This is a genomic window from Bacillus cereus group sp. BfR-BA-01356 (assembly GCF_022663635.1).
In the GTDB taxonomy this organism is placed as follows: Bacteria; Bacillota; Bacilli; order Bacillales; family Bacillaceae_G; genus Bacillus_A; species Bacillus_A cereus.
In genome coordinates, this window is sequence record NZ_JAKUFX010000018.1 from 52,321 (window position 1) to 67,430 (window position 15,110).

The window sequence follows — 15,110 nt, forward strand, 5'->3', positions numbered from 1 at the left end:
AGAATTTACTTTCATTCCCATTCCCTCTTTATTTCTCTCGTAAATTTCTATAGAATATGTTGATAGGAATTATAAATTTCATAATGAATCGTGGAAAGGATGGGATTAACACATGTGGAACGAGTTTAAAAAATTCGCTTTCAAAGGGAATGTCGTTGATTTAGCTGTCGGGGTTGTAATCGGTGCTGCATTCGGTAAAATCGTTAGTTCTTTAGTAAAAGATATCATCACACCATTACTTGGTATGGTATTAGGTGGCGTTGACTTTACAAGTTTACACTTTGGATACGGTAAATCTGCTGTTATGTATGGTAACTTCATCCAAACAATTTTTGACTTCTTAATTATCGCAGCTTCTATCTTTATGTTTGTTAAAGTTTTCAACAAACTAACATCTAAAAAAGAAGAAGAAAAAGAGGAAGAAATTCCAGAGCCAACAAAAGAAGAAGAACTTCTTGGCGAAATTCGTGATTTACTAAAACAGCAAAACTCTTCTAAAGATAGAGCATAATTGAACGGATAAAAAGGCATGTCCCCTTGGGACATGCCTTTTCTATATGCTATAACGTTTCCGAATTCATATGAATAAATAAAATAATACCAGCAACCATAAGTACCATAATGCTACCTGCAAATAGTGTAATACCAATAAACATTAAACTTGTGCTCATATCTACTGATACACTTTCAATAAAAATAGAAATTACATACGTGATAAGGGCAATTCCTGCAAGAATACTTCCTGGAACAAATCGCTTTAAACCATTTTGTTTTAACGTCATATATGCAAAAATAGCAGTCATACAAAGCGTAATTATCCAAAGAACGATCATCTCTTTTCCCCCCCTCACAAGCCTTTTCTTTCTATTATACATGACATTGCCCTATAATAGTTAAATTTGCACTTATGTGACATATAACAAGGAATAGTCCCATCTATAGCGAAGGCATTATAACATACACTTATACAATAAGGAGGCTTTCATTTGGAATATACTACTACATGTAAATTAGAGCTATCCGAACGATTCGATTATGTTACGATTGACTTAGACAAAAAGTTTTTTTACATCGAAGTTGTAAATTTACAAAGTAATATAACTGTATTAAAAATATCAATTAACTTGCAAAAAGACGAAACGATGGTAGGGGGAAATACAATTCATTATGATACTTTTCACGTAGATGCATTATTACAAGGATTGAAATATGTTGCTCGAACATGTATTGATCATAATTTAAAAAACCAAAAGGAACTGTTCGCATTTCTAGAAGAAAATTAGCTCCAATAAAAAAATGGTTATTTTTTCTTTTTATTGATATAATTTCTATATAGAAATATTCTTTGTAAGGGAGTGTTCATAATGATTTGGATTTCACTAATTGTATTAGCTTATTTCATCATTCTCGTCCCAATACAGTACAACTACATTAAAATGCTCAAAGAAAAACAGAAAAAAATGAGTGTCTCACAAAACGAACTATATGACAACATGTCTTATGAAGAATCCCAAGTACATTACCATTATCAAAGTAACGTATTTACAATACCTGCTTCGCTTGTCGCAAGTATTATTTATAAAGTGAAACATGCTGCATAATATGTACGCTGTAAAATTATTATTTGAGTCCGTTCATTCTGATGAGCCTGATTCTACGAAAATTGATGAGCATTATGAAGAGAATCACGATACACTTTTTGAAGAAAGTATTATTCTTGTTAAAGCAAACAGTTTGGAAGAAGCTCATGCACTAGGTGAACAAATCGCTATACAGTCTGAGCATACGTACGATAATATGTACGGCCAGCAAATAACATGGACGTTTCGAAAACTATTGCATGTGTTTGAATTAGACGATACCCCATTTGAAACCGGAAAAGAATTGTATGCAAGATTTTTACACGTTAAGAAAGACGAAATGGTAAATGCAGTCGTACAAAAATACTATCCTGAATACGAATAAAAGCTCACAGCAATCGCTGTGAGCTTTTTTATACTTACTTCGTTGAATCTCTAAATTGGATACGGTGAGGTAAGATAACAGTGTGATCTTCCACTTTTTCTTTGTTCATATACTTTGTTAATAGACGCATTGCTACTGCACCGATATCATACATCGGTTGAACAACTGTTGAAAGCTGCGGACGAACCATTAATGCAAGGCGTGTATTATCGAAACCAAGTACTTCTACGTCAGTTGGTACGTTTAATCCAGCGTCTTGTGCTGCATGGATTACACCTAGTGCCATTTCATCAGAAGATACGAAGATTGCTGTTGGCTTTTCATCATTGCTCCAAAGCTTTTCGAATGCTTCGATACCTGAGTCATATGTGTAATCTCCATCGATTACAAGATTTTCATCATATGAAATACCTGCTTCTTCTAAAGCTTTTTTGTAACCTTGTAACTTCTTCGCGCTTCCCGCTTTATCAATGAAAGGACCAGAGACGAAACCGATACGTTTATGTCCTTGCTCGATAAAGTGCTTCATTGCATCATAAGCTGCTTGTGTATAATCAATATTTACTGATGGCGTTTCATTTTGCTCATCAAATGATGCTGCTAATACAATTGGTACTGGAGATTTTTTAAATTCTTCAATGTGAATGTCTGTAATATCTTCACCCATGAAAACAATTCCGTCCACTTGTTTTCCAAGCATCGTATTTAATAAATGGAACTCTTTCTCTTTATTTTGGTCAGAGTTACTTAAAATGATGTTATATTTGTACATTGTTGCGATATCTTCAATTCCACGAGCTAGTTCTGCATAAAACGTATTTGAGATATCAGGAATAATAACACCTACTGTAGTTGTCTTCTTACTTGCTAGTCCACGTGCTACCGCATTTGGGCGGTATCCTAAACGATCAATTGCTTCTAATACTTTCTTTCTTGTTGTAGGCTTTACATTTGGGTTACCGTTCACAACGCGTGATACGGTAGCCATTGAAACGTTCGCTTCACGCGCTACATCATATATTGTTACGTTCATCTCATCGCACACTCCTTCTATTTTTGTTATCTATTTTTATGTATCGGTTACTTGAATGAAAAAAAGACATCAACTCTATTTGCAGATGCCACCAATCGTCCCGAGTTCTTCCTTTTACTAATGATACGATAAAAACGCAGGCTCATACAATATTTTCCCGCAAAAGTTTCGAAAAAATTCGCTTCTTTTCTCGTATTTTCGTATTTTTTATGAAAAAAGGGCATTTTTTGTAAAAAAATAGATGTTTCCTTAGTAGAAATCTTAGTTTAAGCAGTACGATAGTAAATGAAATTTATATCGGCGATTTTTCGAATATATCGACTGTAACTCGAAATATATCAGCGATTTTCCAAATATATCGACCGCAACTCTAATTATATCAGCGATTTTTTAAATATATCAACTTACCAACAAAAATCGACAATGACAGTCGCTATACAATAGGAGAAAGCTGTTCCAAAATGCCTTTTTGGAACAGCTCATTAAAAGTTTTTATAATTTACTTCCAAATGATTTTAATTCATTCATAAAATCATTGAACTGCGGTATATTCATTTGTTGCGCTGCATCAGATAAAGCTACAGCTGGATCTGGATGTACTTCAGCCATAATTGCGTCTGCACCAATTGCCATCGCTGCTTTTGCAGTTGGTAAGAGAAGGTCACGTCGCCCTGTAGAATGCGTTACATCGACAACGACAGGTAAATGTGTTTCTTTCTTTAAAATCGGCACAGCGGAAATATCAAGCGTATTACGCGTCGCTCTTTCATACGTGCGAATACCTCGTTCACATAAAATAATGTTCCCATTTCCCTTTGCCATAATATATTCTGCCGCATTAATGAATTCTTCAATCGTTGCTGATAGACCACGTTTTAATAATACTGGTTTATTTACAGCACCAGCTGCCCTTAGCAAATCAAAGTTTTGCATATTGCGAGCGCCAATTTGAATAACATCAACGTAATCTAATGACATCTCAATATCATTCGGATTTAAAATTTCACTAATAACAGCCAAATCATATTCATCTGCTACCTGGCGCAAAATTTGTAATCCCTCTAATCCAAGACCTTGAAAATCATACGGTGAAGTACGTGGTTTGAACGCACCACCACGCATTAATTTCAGACCTTGCCCTTTCATTGCTTCAGCAACTTGACGTACTTGTTCATAACTTTCCACTGCACACGGTCCCATAATAAAATGCTGATTTCCGTCACCAATTTTTTCACCATTAATTTCAACAATCGTATCTTCTGTTTTTTTCTTACGAGAAACAAGTAATGCTTTACGATGATCGTCTTCTTGTAATTCTAAACCAGCTTGAAAAATTTGTTTGAAAATATGTTGTAAAGTCGAAGTTTCAAATGGACCATTATTATTCTCTGCAATTAAATCCAGCATATTTCTTTCACGTACAGGATCAAAACGTTTCACACCTTGTACTTCTTTTAAATTACCAACTTCTTGTACGAGACGACCTCTTTTGTTTAGTAACTCTAATATTTGTAAATTAAGTTGATCAATTTCAGAACGTAAACGACCTAATTGTTGTGATGCCATAAGAAAGCCACCTCTTTCAAATTCCTATATGTTACTTTTTTAAGATAATTTATTATAGCTGATACATATACGATTGTCACACGATATACAGCAAGGAATTACTATCAAAAAACATTATATATTTTCATTTAAAATAAAAAAAAGACAGTTTATATACTGTCTTTTTTTACAAGAAGGAAACAAACGGTTTATCACTGTTTTTCTCTTTTATAATAACGGCCTCAATTTTACTCTCGGACTTGATCTGTAATTGTACTTTCGCATCTTTAGGCAATTTGTCTAACATGCCTTGAGCAGCCAATTGGGTAAGAGCCATTAATTCTGTTTTACCGTTATATTTAATAACAATATTCATATTTAATGTATCCATTTGATCTTTCTTATAAGAAACTTTAGCGTTGACTGGAATAAAATCTCCATTAGAAAAACCTTTTATTTCCTTAGCAAAGTTATTTATTTTTGTATTATCTTCTCCATGTGCTTGTGTAAATTCATCAGAAGGATATGAATACGACTTTTCATCGATCGTACTCCAATTTCCAAGGTTCGTATCATTCTTTTGAACAGTAGCACTAGCAATATACGTACCATTTTTTAAAGAACTTGTACTTTCTTGCTTAAAGATAGCAAACGTAATTGGAGATTTGTTATATTTATCATTTTTGTTAATAGCTTCAATAAGTTGTTTAGCAACTTCAGTCCCTTTAGACATAGCCTCTTCATTCGATACACTTGAAGACATAGCTAAGCCAATCATAACACCAGATAAACTTAATTCATTTGAATTCTGTTTTCCGAAATAGTCTTGTTCTATAATATTCGTCAAAACTGGCGCTTCTACTTTCGCAACTAGTTCATCAATTAGTTTCTCTGGAATATACTGGTTTAATTGCAGTACGTGACTCTCTGTATCAAATTGCTGCGTTGCAATATTTATTAAACCATTTTCATACTCTGCTAAATCTAATTTAGAATTTGTTTTTATATTAGCTGTATTAATAACCTTTTGTTCTTTTAAAGGAATAACAGTTCTATAATAATCTTTAGAAACAGCAGTTCTCGGAATCATACTTTTTTCTTTTGTATCTTTTTGTATAACTTCATCCTTCTTACTAATCGTATTACTATTGTTACTACAAGCTCCCAGTAATAAACTTACGACTGCGAAGGATAATGCCATTTTCTTCATTACTTAAAACCTACTTTCAACAATCTAGTTATTTAGTTTGAACTATTAATAGTGTACCACTAAATATATTTCAACAAAAACAAAAAAAAGAAGCAAGCACCTTTAGCTTGCTTCTTTTTACTTTATATTCTCTTCTAAAGCATCTTTTTTAATATTCCAATGAGATGTATTCCATACTACCATCCCATCTTTTATGTATAACACTTGCGGTGATTCATGTCTAATACTGTATTGTTCTGCAACACGATTTGACACATCTCTCGCATCTTGTACGTATAAGTAATACGCTGGTACTTCTCTTTCTTCGCTGCAATACGCTTGAAATTCTGTGTATGCACCGTGACTAATTGGGCATGTCGTACTATGTTTAAAAAGAACATACGGCTCGTTCTTTTCTACTAAGACTTCAAGCTCTTCAATTGTTTCAAGTTTTGTCATATTCATCACGATTCACCTCTCATACGAAATCTAGAGCGTTTCTCTTTCTTTTCAGCTTTTTTCTCAATTCTTTCTAATTTACGCTCTTCTTTTTCAACCTTCTTCTCTTGTCTCGACGCACGGTAATGATTGTATACTTCAATCGCCGCACTGCTCCACTGTACAACTTGCGCTACTTTATCAGCGTTATTTTCAATTTCGTCCGTTACAGAGTCTGATACATTACGAAGCTTCGTATTTAAAGATTGGATTGTCGTTCCAATCCCATCTACACCCGCTACCACTTTATTTAATGACTGTGACTTCTGTTGAATATCATCAGCTAACGCATTCGTTTTATGTAATAATTGCTCTGTCTCTACGCTAATTCCTTGCATTTGTTTTTCTAAACCTTCTAACGTGCTTGCAACGTTTTCTAACGTCTTCTGAACCGATAACAACGTTCTGCATACATACACTACTAATACTGCGAAAGCAACCGCGATAATAGCCGCACTTATATATAAAAGAACTTGCATTTCATCACTTCCTTTATCTTTTTCATACTTTCCCCTATTATACAATCATTTTCCGTTTCATTCTAATCCCTATCTCATCATTAGAATTTTCATACTTATTCGTTAACTGTAACATAAATCATTCAACAAATTCCACTAAGTAGGTTACAATAGGAGAGGATACATAATTAGTAGGGAGGCTTTACATATGAAAGATCCACGTATTGAAAAGTTAGCATACAATTTAATTAACTACTCTATCCGCTTACAAAAAGGTGAAAAAGTATTAATTGAAAACTTTGGCTTACAAAAAGAACTTGTAACTGCACTTGTAAAAGAAGCATATGCAGCTGGTGGTTTCCCATTCGTCTCTTTAAAAGATCATCAAGTAGATCGCTCTTTATTAATGGGTGCTACTGAAGAACATTTCGAACAAATCGCTGCATATGAAGCAAGCGTAATGAAAGACATGGACGCTTATATCGGCCTTCGCTCTGGCGATAATATTAATGAACAAGCTGACGTTCCAAGTGAGCGTATGAAAGTTCATGGCCAAACAGTTGGTAAAAAAGTTCATAGAGACATTCGCGTTCCAAAAACACGCTGGGTTGTTCTTCGCTACCCAAATGCTTCTATGGCACAGCTTGCTAAAATGAGTACAGAAGCTTTCGAAGACTTCTACTTTGAAGTATGTAACTTAGACTACGGTAAAATGGATAAGGCGATGGACAGCCTTGTTACATTAATGAATAAAACAGATAAAGTTCGTTTAACTGGTCCTGGAACTGACTTAACATTCTCTATTAAAGACATTCCAGCAATTAAATGCTCAGGTCATTTAAACATTCCAGACGGTGAAGTATACTCTGCACCAGTTCGTGATTCTGTTAACGGTACAGTTTCTTACAACACACCATCTCCTTACAACGGTTATACATTTGAAAATGTACAACTTAAGTTCGAGAACGGCCAAATCGTTGAAGCAACTGCAAACGATTCAGAACGCATTAACAAAATCTTCGATACAGACGAAGGCGCACGCTACGTTGGTGAGTTCGCAATCGGCGTAAACCCATACATCTTACATCCAATGGGAGACATCCTATTCGATGAAAAAATCGATGGCAGCTTCCACTTCACTCCTGGACAAGCTTACGACGATGCATGGAACGGTAACAACTCGAACATCCATTGGGACTTAGTATGTATCCAACGCCCTGAATACGGCGGCGGCGAAATTTACTTTGACGACGTACTAATCCGTAAAGACGGGCGCTTCGTTGTACCTGAATTAGAAGCTTTAAACCCAGAGAACTTAAAATAATGAAAAACGCTCGGAATTTTCGCCGAGCGTTTTTTTATTATCCTCACTCTATATCGAGCTACTGTTCTTACTTTTTGTTTGCTGAAAATGAAAATAATATAAAAGTGCCACTGCGATAGTACCTATTAATATGGGTACATATAAAGGCAGGTTCCATTTCATATTTACCCTAGTGCAGATAGCAAACACCAGCATAATTTCCAAGCAAAAAAAGGTTTTATATATTTCATTTCTTACCTGCCATTTCTATTTTCACATGTGGATTTTCTTTCTCTATAAGCGCCAAGAATTCATCCATATTTTGCGGCATCGCAACCATATGTACTTTATATGCATTCGTCGTAATTTCAAGAGACTTTCCGACCTGACGTATAATTCTCACATCTTTTAATACAATATCATCATTTAAAATACCGTACTTTAATACGCCATTTTCTACTTTATGTTTTTTAATAAATACTTCCCAAACGAGTGGTACATTTACAATGAAGCATAAACCCATCCCGATCAACGCTGACATCCAATGCGCTTTATTAGTGAAAAGCATGACAATTGGATATATAAACATAAAAACTAACGTAAGACAAAAGAAAATGACTACTGACTTACTTCTTTGAATTGGAAAGTTCATACCTACACCCCCTAATCCAAATTATACCACTATTTCCATTTTGGTTCATAGAAAAAGGCCATTTCTAAATGACCTTTTACACAATGTACCTATAAAATTTCTTATCTACCTGTAGCACCGGAAAGTTTTTCGGCAACTCGTCTATACTCACACTTTGAAAACCATTCTTTTCATAAAAACGATGTGCCGCTAAAAATTTTACTGTTGTTCCTAAGTAAATATCTTTCAATTTTTTATCCTCAGCCCATGAAATTGCTGTTTGAAGCAACATATGTGATGCGCCCCATTCTTTTCCGCGAAACTCTTTTTGTACGAACATTTTTCTTAGCGCTACTTGATGATTCTCAATATCTAATAAAGCTACTGTTCCAACTACTTTACCATCATAAATTGCTACCCAAAAGTTTCCGTGACCCTTTTGATAGAATGTTTCTATTTCAAGTAAATCAGGTTGCTCTTCTTTCGTAATTGAAACATTATACTCTTTTTGCTGAATATGAACGATAAGATCTACTACTTCCTCTTGAAACGTACCTTCATATGGAACAATACGAATCTTCTCGTTCATCGAATCTCTTTCCATTCTGAAGCTAGTAAACTATATACAGCGATATCATGAAAATGATCATATAGCCATTCTTCATCTCGTAAAATACCATCTAACTTAAATCCTAAACGTTCTGGAATTGCTCGGCTTTTCGCATTTCCAACACCGCACCGAATTTCAATTTTATTCAGCTTTAAATTTTCAAATGCATAGTGAAGTACAGCCTTTACGCTACGCGTCATAATACCTTTCCCGCCAGCATCTTCTGCAAGATAATACCCAAGACTCGTCGCTTTCTTCCCCCAACTCACTGGATGAATGCCTACCATCCCAACGAGCTTTCCTTTGTAACGTATACCACTTTCAAAACCGTCTCCCTCTGCAAACTTCTTTAACCACATCGGAAAAATTTCATCATAAGCATCAGCAGATTTTGTCCCATCTACCCAAGGGAGCCATTTTCGTAAATGATTACGGTTTTGATCTAATAATTGATATAATTCCTCTTTATGATGTTTTTCTAGTAATTGTAGTTCGATTTCGTCATCTACTCGGAGTGTGAACATGTTTTTTAGTCCCCTTTTTAGTTTTCTTATTATTCTAACATTTATATTTCAAAACGCGTACCAATATATCAACGATTTTTGAAATATATCGAACACAACTCCATATATATCGACGTTTCAACATTAATGCACAACCACGACAACATAAAAAAGACGCACAGCCAAGCTATGCGTCTTTTCTATTATTTCTCTGCAACTTGAACTTCTTTTACGTAAGCCGCTTCGAATTTTTGGATGTCACCTGCGCCCATGAAAATTAGAACGCCGTTTTTATGTTTCTTTAATACATCCGTTGTTGTATCTGTAATTAATTCTGCACCGTCAATACGCTTTTGCAGATCTTCGATTGTTAATTCACCTTTGTTTTCACGTGCTGATCCGAAAATATCACATAAGTATACTTGGTCAGCCTTGCTTAGGCTTTCTGCGAACTCATCTAAGAACTTTTCTGTACGTGAGAATGTATGTGGCTGGAATACAGCGACAATTTCACGCTCTGGATGTTTTTGACGAGCAGCTTCAATCGTTGCATTAATCTCTGTCGGATGGTGTGCGTAGTCATCGATGATTACTTGCTCTCCCATCGGCTTTTCATTAAAGCGACGTTTTACGCCTTCAAAAGTTGTTAATTGATGTTTTACTGCTTCTACATCAACATTTTCATAATGGCAAAGCGCGATTACTGCTAACGCATTTAATACGCTGTGATTGCCGTATCCTGTAATTTTGAACGTATCATAGTACGTGTTACGAACGAATACATCAAATATTGTACCATCTGTTCTCTTTTGAATGTTGCGTGCTTGGAAATCATTATCTTCTCCAAATCCATAGAAAATAACAGGTACTTTCGCTTGAATTTTTTGAAGTTCTTCATCATCTCCACATGCAATAATGCCTTTTTTCACTTGCAATGCCATCTCTTGGAATGCACTGAATACATCATTGATGTCTGCAAAATAATCTGGATGATCAAAATCAATATTCGTCATAATTGCATAGTCTGGATTATAAGACAAGAAATGACGACGATACTCACAAGCTTCAAATACAAAATACTTACTATTTTCTACCCCATGCCCTGTTCCATCTCCAATAAGATAAGATGTTGGGTGTGCACCTTGCATTACATGGGCTAACAAACCTGTTGTTGATGTTTTTCCGTGTGCACCAGTTACAGCAACACTTGTGTATTGGCTCATCAGGTCACCTAAGAAATGATGGTAACGATGGACTGGGATGTTTAATTCTTTTGCTGCTACGATTTCTTCATGCGTATCAGGAAATGCATTTCCTGCAATAATCACTTGTCCTTCTTCTACATTATTCTTATCAAAAGGAAGGATCGAGATACTACGCTTTTCCAACGCTGTTTGTGTAAAGAAACGCTTTTCATAATCAGACCCTTGAACAGTATGCTTCATATCATGAAGAATTTGCGCTAATGAACTCATTCCTGTTCCTTTAATTCCTACAAAATGGTAAACTGTCATCTTAAAGAACCTCCAACATTTCGAACTAATACAACGGCCTATCTATAAGACAGTATATGAATCTTTTCTTATTTTGGTAATCATCATACATTTTTGATGTAGTGAAGTTATTCTTTCCCTTCACTTATCAGGATAAACTCGTACGTACTTCTTTATATGTCCATAATAAGTCCATTATAGCAAAAAAGAAGCCGCTATACTATGATAACAGAAAAACTGATAGGGTCAATCACCTATCAGTTTTTCTCTCTTTTACATCTCTTCTCTTTTTTCTAATTGAACACGCTCTAAACGTGGGTTTGGACGATATTTACGACCAGCTTTTGCTTCTGGTTTCCCATTTAGTTCTACATTATCACCAGTAAAGCCAATATTCATTTTTAATAAGCTACTTCCTACCCCGTATATGTCAACAGGTACGTTTTGAGCTTCAAATTCACGAATACGCTTCTCATCAAATCCACCAGTTACAACGATGTCTACATGCTGGAATCCTTCTTCATCAAGTGCTTTACGAAGTGCGAATACAAGCGATGGGTTTACACCACGTGGATCGAATGTTCCAAGTACTTCTGGGTGGCGAATAAAGTATTGATCAATCATCGTGCGGGACGTATCTACACGTACACCCTTTAATGTTGATCCAAATTCACGCGCTACGCGAAGTGCATCTGTAATGACATCATTGTTGTAATCAATTAATACAACTAATTCATCTTCTGGGAATTTCTTATGATATGCTTTTGCCGCTTCCACAACATCACCATTAAACATTTGAATTAATGCGTGAGGCATCGTCCCCATACCACTTTTGCCCCACCATTCATTCATCGCATGCGTCGCTTGTGCGCTCATACCTCCGATGTATGCTGCATAACCGTCACCAGCTTGTTGTGTATAATGATCATCACGGTCTCCCATGAAAATAACTGGTTTTTCTTTATCTACGCTACGCGCAGCTTGGACAACGTTATATACGTTTGTCGCAACCGATGTACGACGAGCTAAAATCCCATCAATGACACCTTCTAAAAATCCGAAATTTTCATAAGGACCATGAATTGTTAACACTGTTTCAAATGGACTAATTTTATCGCCATCTTTTAAAGAGTTAATCTCAAGTTCCTCAGGATTTTTAGCGAATGTTTGTAGCAATGCAATTACTTCATCCGTTCCGCAAAGAACTGCATTTTCCTTTTGGAAAAATTGCATCGTTACAACACTTTTCGGGCGAAATTCTTCGATGATTTCTCTAGTCTTTAAAAAGTAAACGGCAGAGAACCAACCTTCTCCAACACGTTCGTCAAATTTAAATGTTTTATTTGTTAGTCTATTTATTTCACCTTTTAATTTTAATTCAATTTCTTTCATGTTGCTTTACTCCCTACTTTACTATCCAACATTTTCTCTTAGTATACAGCAAAACCGTTTACTATACATTTGTTTCCTGCATAGCGGCAAATTCATCCTCAGAAATAAGGACATCTCTCGGTTTCGTTCCTCTACCTTCAGAAATAATTCCTTGCGATTCCATCTCTTCAATGAGACGTGCCGCGCGATTATAACCGATGCGGAATTTTCGCTGTACAGAAGATGTGGACGCTCCCCCTTGTTCTACAACAAATTGACATGCATCAAGGAACAATTCGTCTTCCGACTCAGCTTGTTCTGTTTTCGCTAATAAATCCTCTTGCTTAAATAAGTAATTCGGCTTCATTTGCTTTTTCACATGATCAACTGTTTTTTCAATCTCATCATCCGATACATATACACCTTGTACACGAACTGGTTTAGATGTACCGTTCCCTAAGAATAACATATCACCACGGCCAAGTAATTTCTCCGCGCCCCCAATATCAATAATCGTACGCGAATCAACTTGAGATGATACAGTAAACGCAATACGCGTTGGAATGTTTGACTTAATTAAACCTGTAATAACATCTACAGATAGACGCTGCGTCGCTACTAATAAATGAATACCACAAGCACGTGCTTTTTGCGCAATACGACAAATCGCTTCCTCAACATCACCAGGTGCTACCATCATTAAATCGGCTAACTCGTCAATGACAATAACGATATAAGGTAATGTCTCTCCTGGAATTTCTCGCTCACTTACAATCGTATTGTAGCGAGTTAAATCACGAGCACCAGCATGCGCAAACAATTCATAACGGCGTTCCATTTCCTCAACTGCCCATTTTAATGCAGCTGTCGCTGCTTTTACATCCGTAATAACAGGTGCTACAAGATGCGGAACAGAATTGTATGGTGCAAGCTCAACCATCTTCGGATCAATTAACATTAACTTCACTTCATGTGGTTTCGCTTTATATAAAATACTCGTTAAAATGGCGTTAATACACACACTTTTACCTGAACCCGTTGCACCCGCAATAAGTCCGTGCGGCATTTTTCGAATATCCGTTACAATTGGATCCCCTGAAATATCAAGTCCAAGCGCAACAGTAAGCGGTGATTCACTCTTTGTGAATACAGGACTTCTTAAAATTTCGCGAAGAAATACTGGCTTACTTTCTTTATTTGGAACTTCAATTCCAATTGCACTCTTCCCTGGAATCGGCGCTTCAATACGAATATCTTTCGCAGCTAAACTTAACTTAATATCATCACTTAAATTTGTAATTTTATTTACTTTCACACCTGGGTCTGGCTGTACTTCAAAACGAGTTACTGCTGGACCTTGTGATACATTAATAACATGTGCTCCAACATGAAAATTATTAAACGTTGTATCTAATAATTCTTTCTGCTCCTCTAACCATCCTGTATTATCTAACGCTGATTGCTGTGGAATCGACAACAGCGCTAATGGTGGAACAGTATATGTCAGTGGTGTATGCAATACATTTCGCATATCGTTCTCTCTTTGATTTACAACATATGCTTTCTCTTGTACTTCCGTACTTGAAATTGGCTTTTGTACTTGCTCTACCACTACTTGCTGCATTGGTTGCTCTTCCACTTGTGGTTCTACTACTTGCTGCACTGGGCGCTCTTCCACTTGTGGTTCTACTACCACCTGCTGCACTGGGCGTTCTTCCACTTGTGGTTCTACTACCACCTGCTGCATTGGTTGCTCTTCCACTTGTGGTTCTACTACTTGCTGCACTGGGCGTTCTTCCACTTGTGGTTCTGCTACCTCTTGTTGTACTGGCTTATTCTCTACTCGTACATTAGCAGAAGGCTGCATTGCATTTGCTCTAGCTGCATGTCTTTCCATTAATCGTGTTCTATCTTGTTTCAACATAACAACATTAAATGGTACATGGCGCTTTTTCTCACGTTTTGGTTCTTCTTTTTGTACAACTGGTTGCTCTTCTGCGATTGGTGTTTCTTCTATAACTCGTTGCTCTTCTACGACTGGTGTTTCTTCTACAACTCGTTGCTCTTCTACGACTGGCGCTTCTTCTACAACTCGTTGCTCTTCTGCGACCTGTGCTTCTTCTACAACTCGTCTATTTTCCTCTGTTTCTGCAATTAAAACATTCGCAAAGCTTTGAACATCTTTCTTCGTTTGTTCATCAGCCTCAGCAACATGTATGAATTCACTCTTTTGTTCAATTGCTTCCACTTCTTCTGACTCTTCTGCTTCCGCAATTACTTCCACTTCTTCTAACTCTTCTGCTTCCGCAATTACTTCAGCTTCTTCTGACTCTTCTGCTTCCGCAATTACTTCCACTTCTTCTGACTCTTCCGTTTCTGCAATTACTTCAGCTTCTTCTGACTCTTCTGCTTCCGCAATTACTTCAGCTTCTTCTGACTCTTCTGCTTCCGCAATTACTTCCACTTCTTCTGACTCTTCCGTTTCTGCAATTACTTCAGCTTCTTCTGACT

17 protein-coding genes and 1 pseudogene are annotated in these 15,110 nt (G+C 36.3%); 5 read left to right on the forward strand and 13 right to left on the reverse strand.

Going from position 1 to position 15,110, the window contains the following annotated elements; translation table 11 throughout:
- Positions 1-112: 112 nt before the first annotated feature.
- Positions 113-511, forward strand: a complete 399-nt coding sequence (mscL, locus tag MR168_RS09310; protein WP_000267011.1) for a large conductance mechanosensitive channel protein MscL — start codon at positions 113-115, stop codon at positions 509-511.
- 49 nt (positions 512-560) lie between these two features.
- Here the strand turns inward: mscL and MR168_RS09315 are convergent, their stop codons facing one another.
- Entirely contained in the window at positions 561-833 is a 273-nt protein-coding gene (locus MR168_RS09315) for a DUF3917 domain-containing protein (protein WP_000636589.1), read from the reverse strand.
- Between the two features lie 153 nt (positions 834-986).
- On the opposite strand from MR168_RS09315, the gene dhp61 reads away from it, so the two are divergent.
- The 3 genes from dhp61 to MR168_RS09330 all read left to right on the forward strand — a co-directional run bounded on the left by dhp61 (position 987) and on the right by MR168_RS09330 (position 1,965).
- Positions 987-1,283, forward strand: a complete 297-nt coding sequence (gene dhp61 / locus MR168_RS09320) for a protein Dhp61 (protein ID WP_086412334.1) — start codon at positions 987-989, stop codon at positions 1,281-1,283.
- A gap of 81 nt (positions 1,284-1,364) precedes the next feature.
- Positions 1,365-1,601, forward strand: a complete 237-nt coding sequence (locus MR168_RS09325; protein ID WP_000637902.1) for a DUF3949 domain-containing protein — start codon at positions 1,365-1,367, stop codon at positions 1,599-1,601.
- Position 1,602: 1 nt separating this feature from the next.
- A complete protein-coding gene (locus MR168_RS09330; protein WP_048558803.1) occupies positions 1,603-1,965 on the forward strand; it encodes a DUF4288 domain-containing protein in 363 nt (120 codons plus the stop codon).
- A gap of 34 nt (positions 1,966-1,999) precedes the next feature.
- On the opposite strand, the gene ccpA is transcribed toward MR168_RS09330, so the two are convergent.
- The 5 genes from ccpA to MR168_RS09355 all read right to left on the reverse strand — a co-directional run bounded on the left by ccpA (position 2,000) and on the right by MR168_RS09355 (position 6,709).
- Positions 2,000-2,998 carry a catabolite control protein A gene (gene ccpA, locus MR168_RS09335; RefSeq protein ID WP_001103297.1) on the reverse strand — a complete coding sequence of 333 codons (999 nt, stop codon included), beginning with the start codon at positions 2,996-2,998 and terminating at the stop codon, positions 2,000-2,002.
- A gap of 492 nt (positions 2,999-3,490) precedes the next feature.
- Positions 3,491-4,564: a bifunctional 3-deoxy-7-phosphoheptulonate synthase/chorismate mutase gene (locus tag MR168_RS09340; RefSeq protein ID WP_000168214.1), complete on the reverse strand. Its 1,074-nt coding sequence runs from the start codon at positions 4,562-4,564 to the stop codon at positions 3,491-3,493.
- A gap of 166 nt (positions 4,565-4,730) precedes the next feature.
- Entirely contained in the window at positions 4,731-5,753 is a 1,023-nt protein-coding gene (locus MR168_RS09345) for a CamS family sex pheromone protein (protein ID WP_000738025.1), read from the reverse strand.
- A gap of 117 nt (positions 5,754-5,870) precedes the next feature.
- Entirely contained in the window at positions 5,871-6,197 is a 327-nt protein-coding gene (gene ytxJ / locus MR168_RS09350; protein ID WP_001057469.1) for a bacillithiol system redox-active protein YtxJ, read from the reverse strand.
- A complete protein-coding gene (locus MR168_RS09355; RefSeq protein WP_086412341.1) occupies positions 6,197-6,709 on the reverse strand; it encodes a DUF948 domain-containing protein in 513 nt (170 codons plus the stop codon). Before MR168_RS09355 ends, ytxJ begins: the two co-directional genes overlap by 1 nt.
- 187 nt (positions 6,710-6,896) lie before the next feature.
- On the opposite strand from MR168_RS09355, the gene MR168_RS09360 reads away from it, so the two are divergent.
- Positions 6,897-8,012, forward strand: coding sequence for an aminopeptidase (locus MR168_RS09360; RefSeq protein WP_000654729.1), 1,116 nt, complete (start codon positions 6,897-6,899; stop codon positions 8,010-8,012).
- 48 nt (positions 8,013-8,060) lie between these two features.
- Here the strand turns inward: MR168_RS09360 and MR168_RS33635 are convergent.
- The 7 genes and pseudogenes from MR168_RS33635 to MR168_RS09390 form a co-directional block, all read right to left on the reverse strand.
- A pseudogene (locus MR168_RS33635) lies at positions 8,061-8,242 on the reverse strand (hypothetical protein).
- A complete protein-coding gene (locus tag MR168_RS09365; protein ID WP_006926864.1) occupies positions 8,239-8,643 on the reverse strand; it encodes a PH domain-containing protein in 405 nt (134 codons plus the stop codon). The pseudogene MR168_RS33635 and the gene MR168_RS09365 overlap by 4 nt, the downstream one beginning before the upstream one ends.
- A 76-nt stretch (positions 8,644-8,719) precedes the next feature.
- Complete coding sequence (locus MR168_RS09370) at positions 8,720-9,211, reverse strand: GNAT family N-acetyltransferase (RefSeq protein ID WP_001003158.1); 492 nt, start codon at positions 9,209-9,211, stop codon at positions 8,720-8,722.
- Positions 9,208-9,756, reverse strand: a complete 549-nt coding sequence (locus MR168_RS09375; protein ID WP_000494681.1) for a GNAT family N-acetyltransferase — start codon at positions 9,754-9,756, stop codon at positions 9,208-9,210. Before MR168_RS09375 ends, MR168_RS09370 begins: the two co-directional genes overlap by 4 nt.
- A gap of 182 nt (positions 9,757-9,938) precedes the next feature.
- Positions 9,939-11,249, reverse strand: coding sequence for a UDP-N-acetylmuramate--L-alanine ligase (gene murC, locus MR168_RS09380; RefSeq protein WP_000219468.1), 1,311 nt, complete (start codon positions 11,247-11,249; stop codon positions 9,939-9,941).
- 252 nt (positions 11,250-11,501) lie between these two features.
- The gene (locus tag MR168_RS09385; RefSeq protein WP_000658370.1) at positions 11,502-12,620 is read right to left on the reverse strand and encodes a nicotinate phosphoribosyltransferase; all 1,119 of its coding nucleotides are present in this window, start codon (positions 12,618-12,620) and stop codon (positions 11,502-11,504) included.
- A 61-nt stretch (positions 12,621-12,681) separates the two neighbouring features.
- The coding region (locus tag MR168_RS09390) for a DNA translocase FtsK (protein ID WP_282093712.1) at positions 12,682-15,110 on the reverse strand (2,429 nt) is incomplete at its 5' end.

What these genes read in the sequence shown, in the direction of transcription:
- mscL (WP_000267011.1), top strand. Translation starts at nt 113, where the DNA reads ATGTGGAACGAGTTTAAAAAATTCGCTTTCAAAGGGAATGTCGTTGAT.
- MR168_RS09315 (WP_000636589.1), bottom strand. Translation starts at nt 833, where the DNA reads ATGATCGTTCTTTGGATAATTACGCTTTGTATGACTGCTATTTTTGCA.
- MR168_RS09325 (WP_000637902.1), top strand. Translation starts at nt 1,365, where the DNA reads ATGATTTGGATTTCACTAATTGTATTAGCTTATTTCATCATTCTCGTC.
- MR168_RS09330 (WP_048558803.1), top strand. Translation starts at nt 1,603, where the DNA reads ATGTACGCTGTAAAATTATTATTTGAGTCCGTTCATTCTGATGAGCCT.
- ccpA (WP_001103297.1), bottom strand. Translation starts at nt 2,998, where the DNA reads ATGAACGTAACAATATATGATGTAGCGCGTGAAGCGAACGTTTCAATG.
- MR168_RS09340 (WP_000168214.1), bottom strand. Translation starts at nt 4,564, where the DNA reads ATGGCATCACAACAATTAGGTCGTTTACGTTCTGAAATTGATCAACTT.
- MR168_RS09345 (WP_000738025.1), bottom strand. Translation starts at nt 5,753, where the DNA reads ATGAAGAAAATGGCATTATCCTTCGCAGTCGTAAGTTTATTACTGGGA.
- ytxJ (WP_001057469.1), bottom strand. Translation starts at nt 6,197, where the DNA reads ATGAATATGACAAAACTTGAAACAATTGAAGAGCTTGAAGTCTTAGTA.
- MR168_RS09355 (WP_086412341.1), bottom strand. Translation starts at nt 6,709, where the DNA reads ATGCAAGTTCTTTTATATATAAGTGCGGCTATTATCGCGGTTGCTTTC.
- MR168_RS09360 (WP_000654729.1), top strand. Translation starts at nt 6,897, where the DNA reads ATGAAAGATCCACGTATTGAAAAGTTAGCATACAATTTAATTAACTAC.
- MR168_RS09365 (WP_006926864.1), bottom strand. Translation starts at nt 8,643, where the DNA reads ATGAACTTTCCAATTCAAAGAAGTAAGTCAGTAGTCATTTTCTTTTGT.
- MR168_RS09370 (WP_001003158.1), bottom strand. Translation starts at nt 9,211, where the DNA reads ATGAACGAGAAGATTCGTATTGTTCCATATGAAGGTACGTTTCAAGAG.
- MR168_RS09375 (WP_000494681.1), bottom strand. Translation starts at nt 9,756, where the DNA reads ATGTTCACACTCCGAGTAGATGACGAAATCGAACTACAATTACTAGAA.
- murC (WP_000219468.1), bottom strand. Translation starts at nt 11,249, where the DNA reads ATGACAGTTTACCATTTTGTAGGAATTAAAGGAACAGGAATGAGTTCA.
- MR168_RS09385 (WP_000658370.1), bottom strand. Translation starts at nt 12,620, where the DNA reads ATGAAAGAAATTGAATTAAAATTAAAAGGTGAAATAAATAGACTAACA.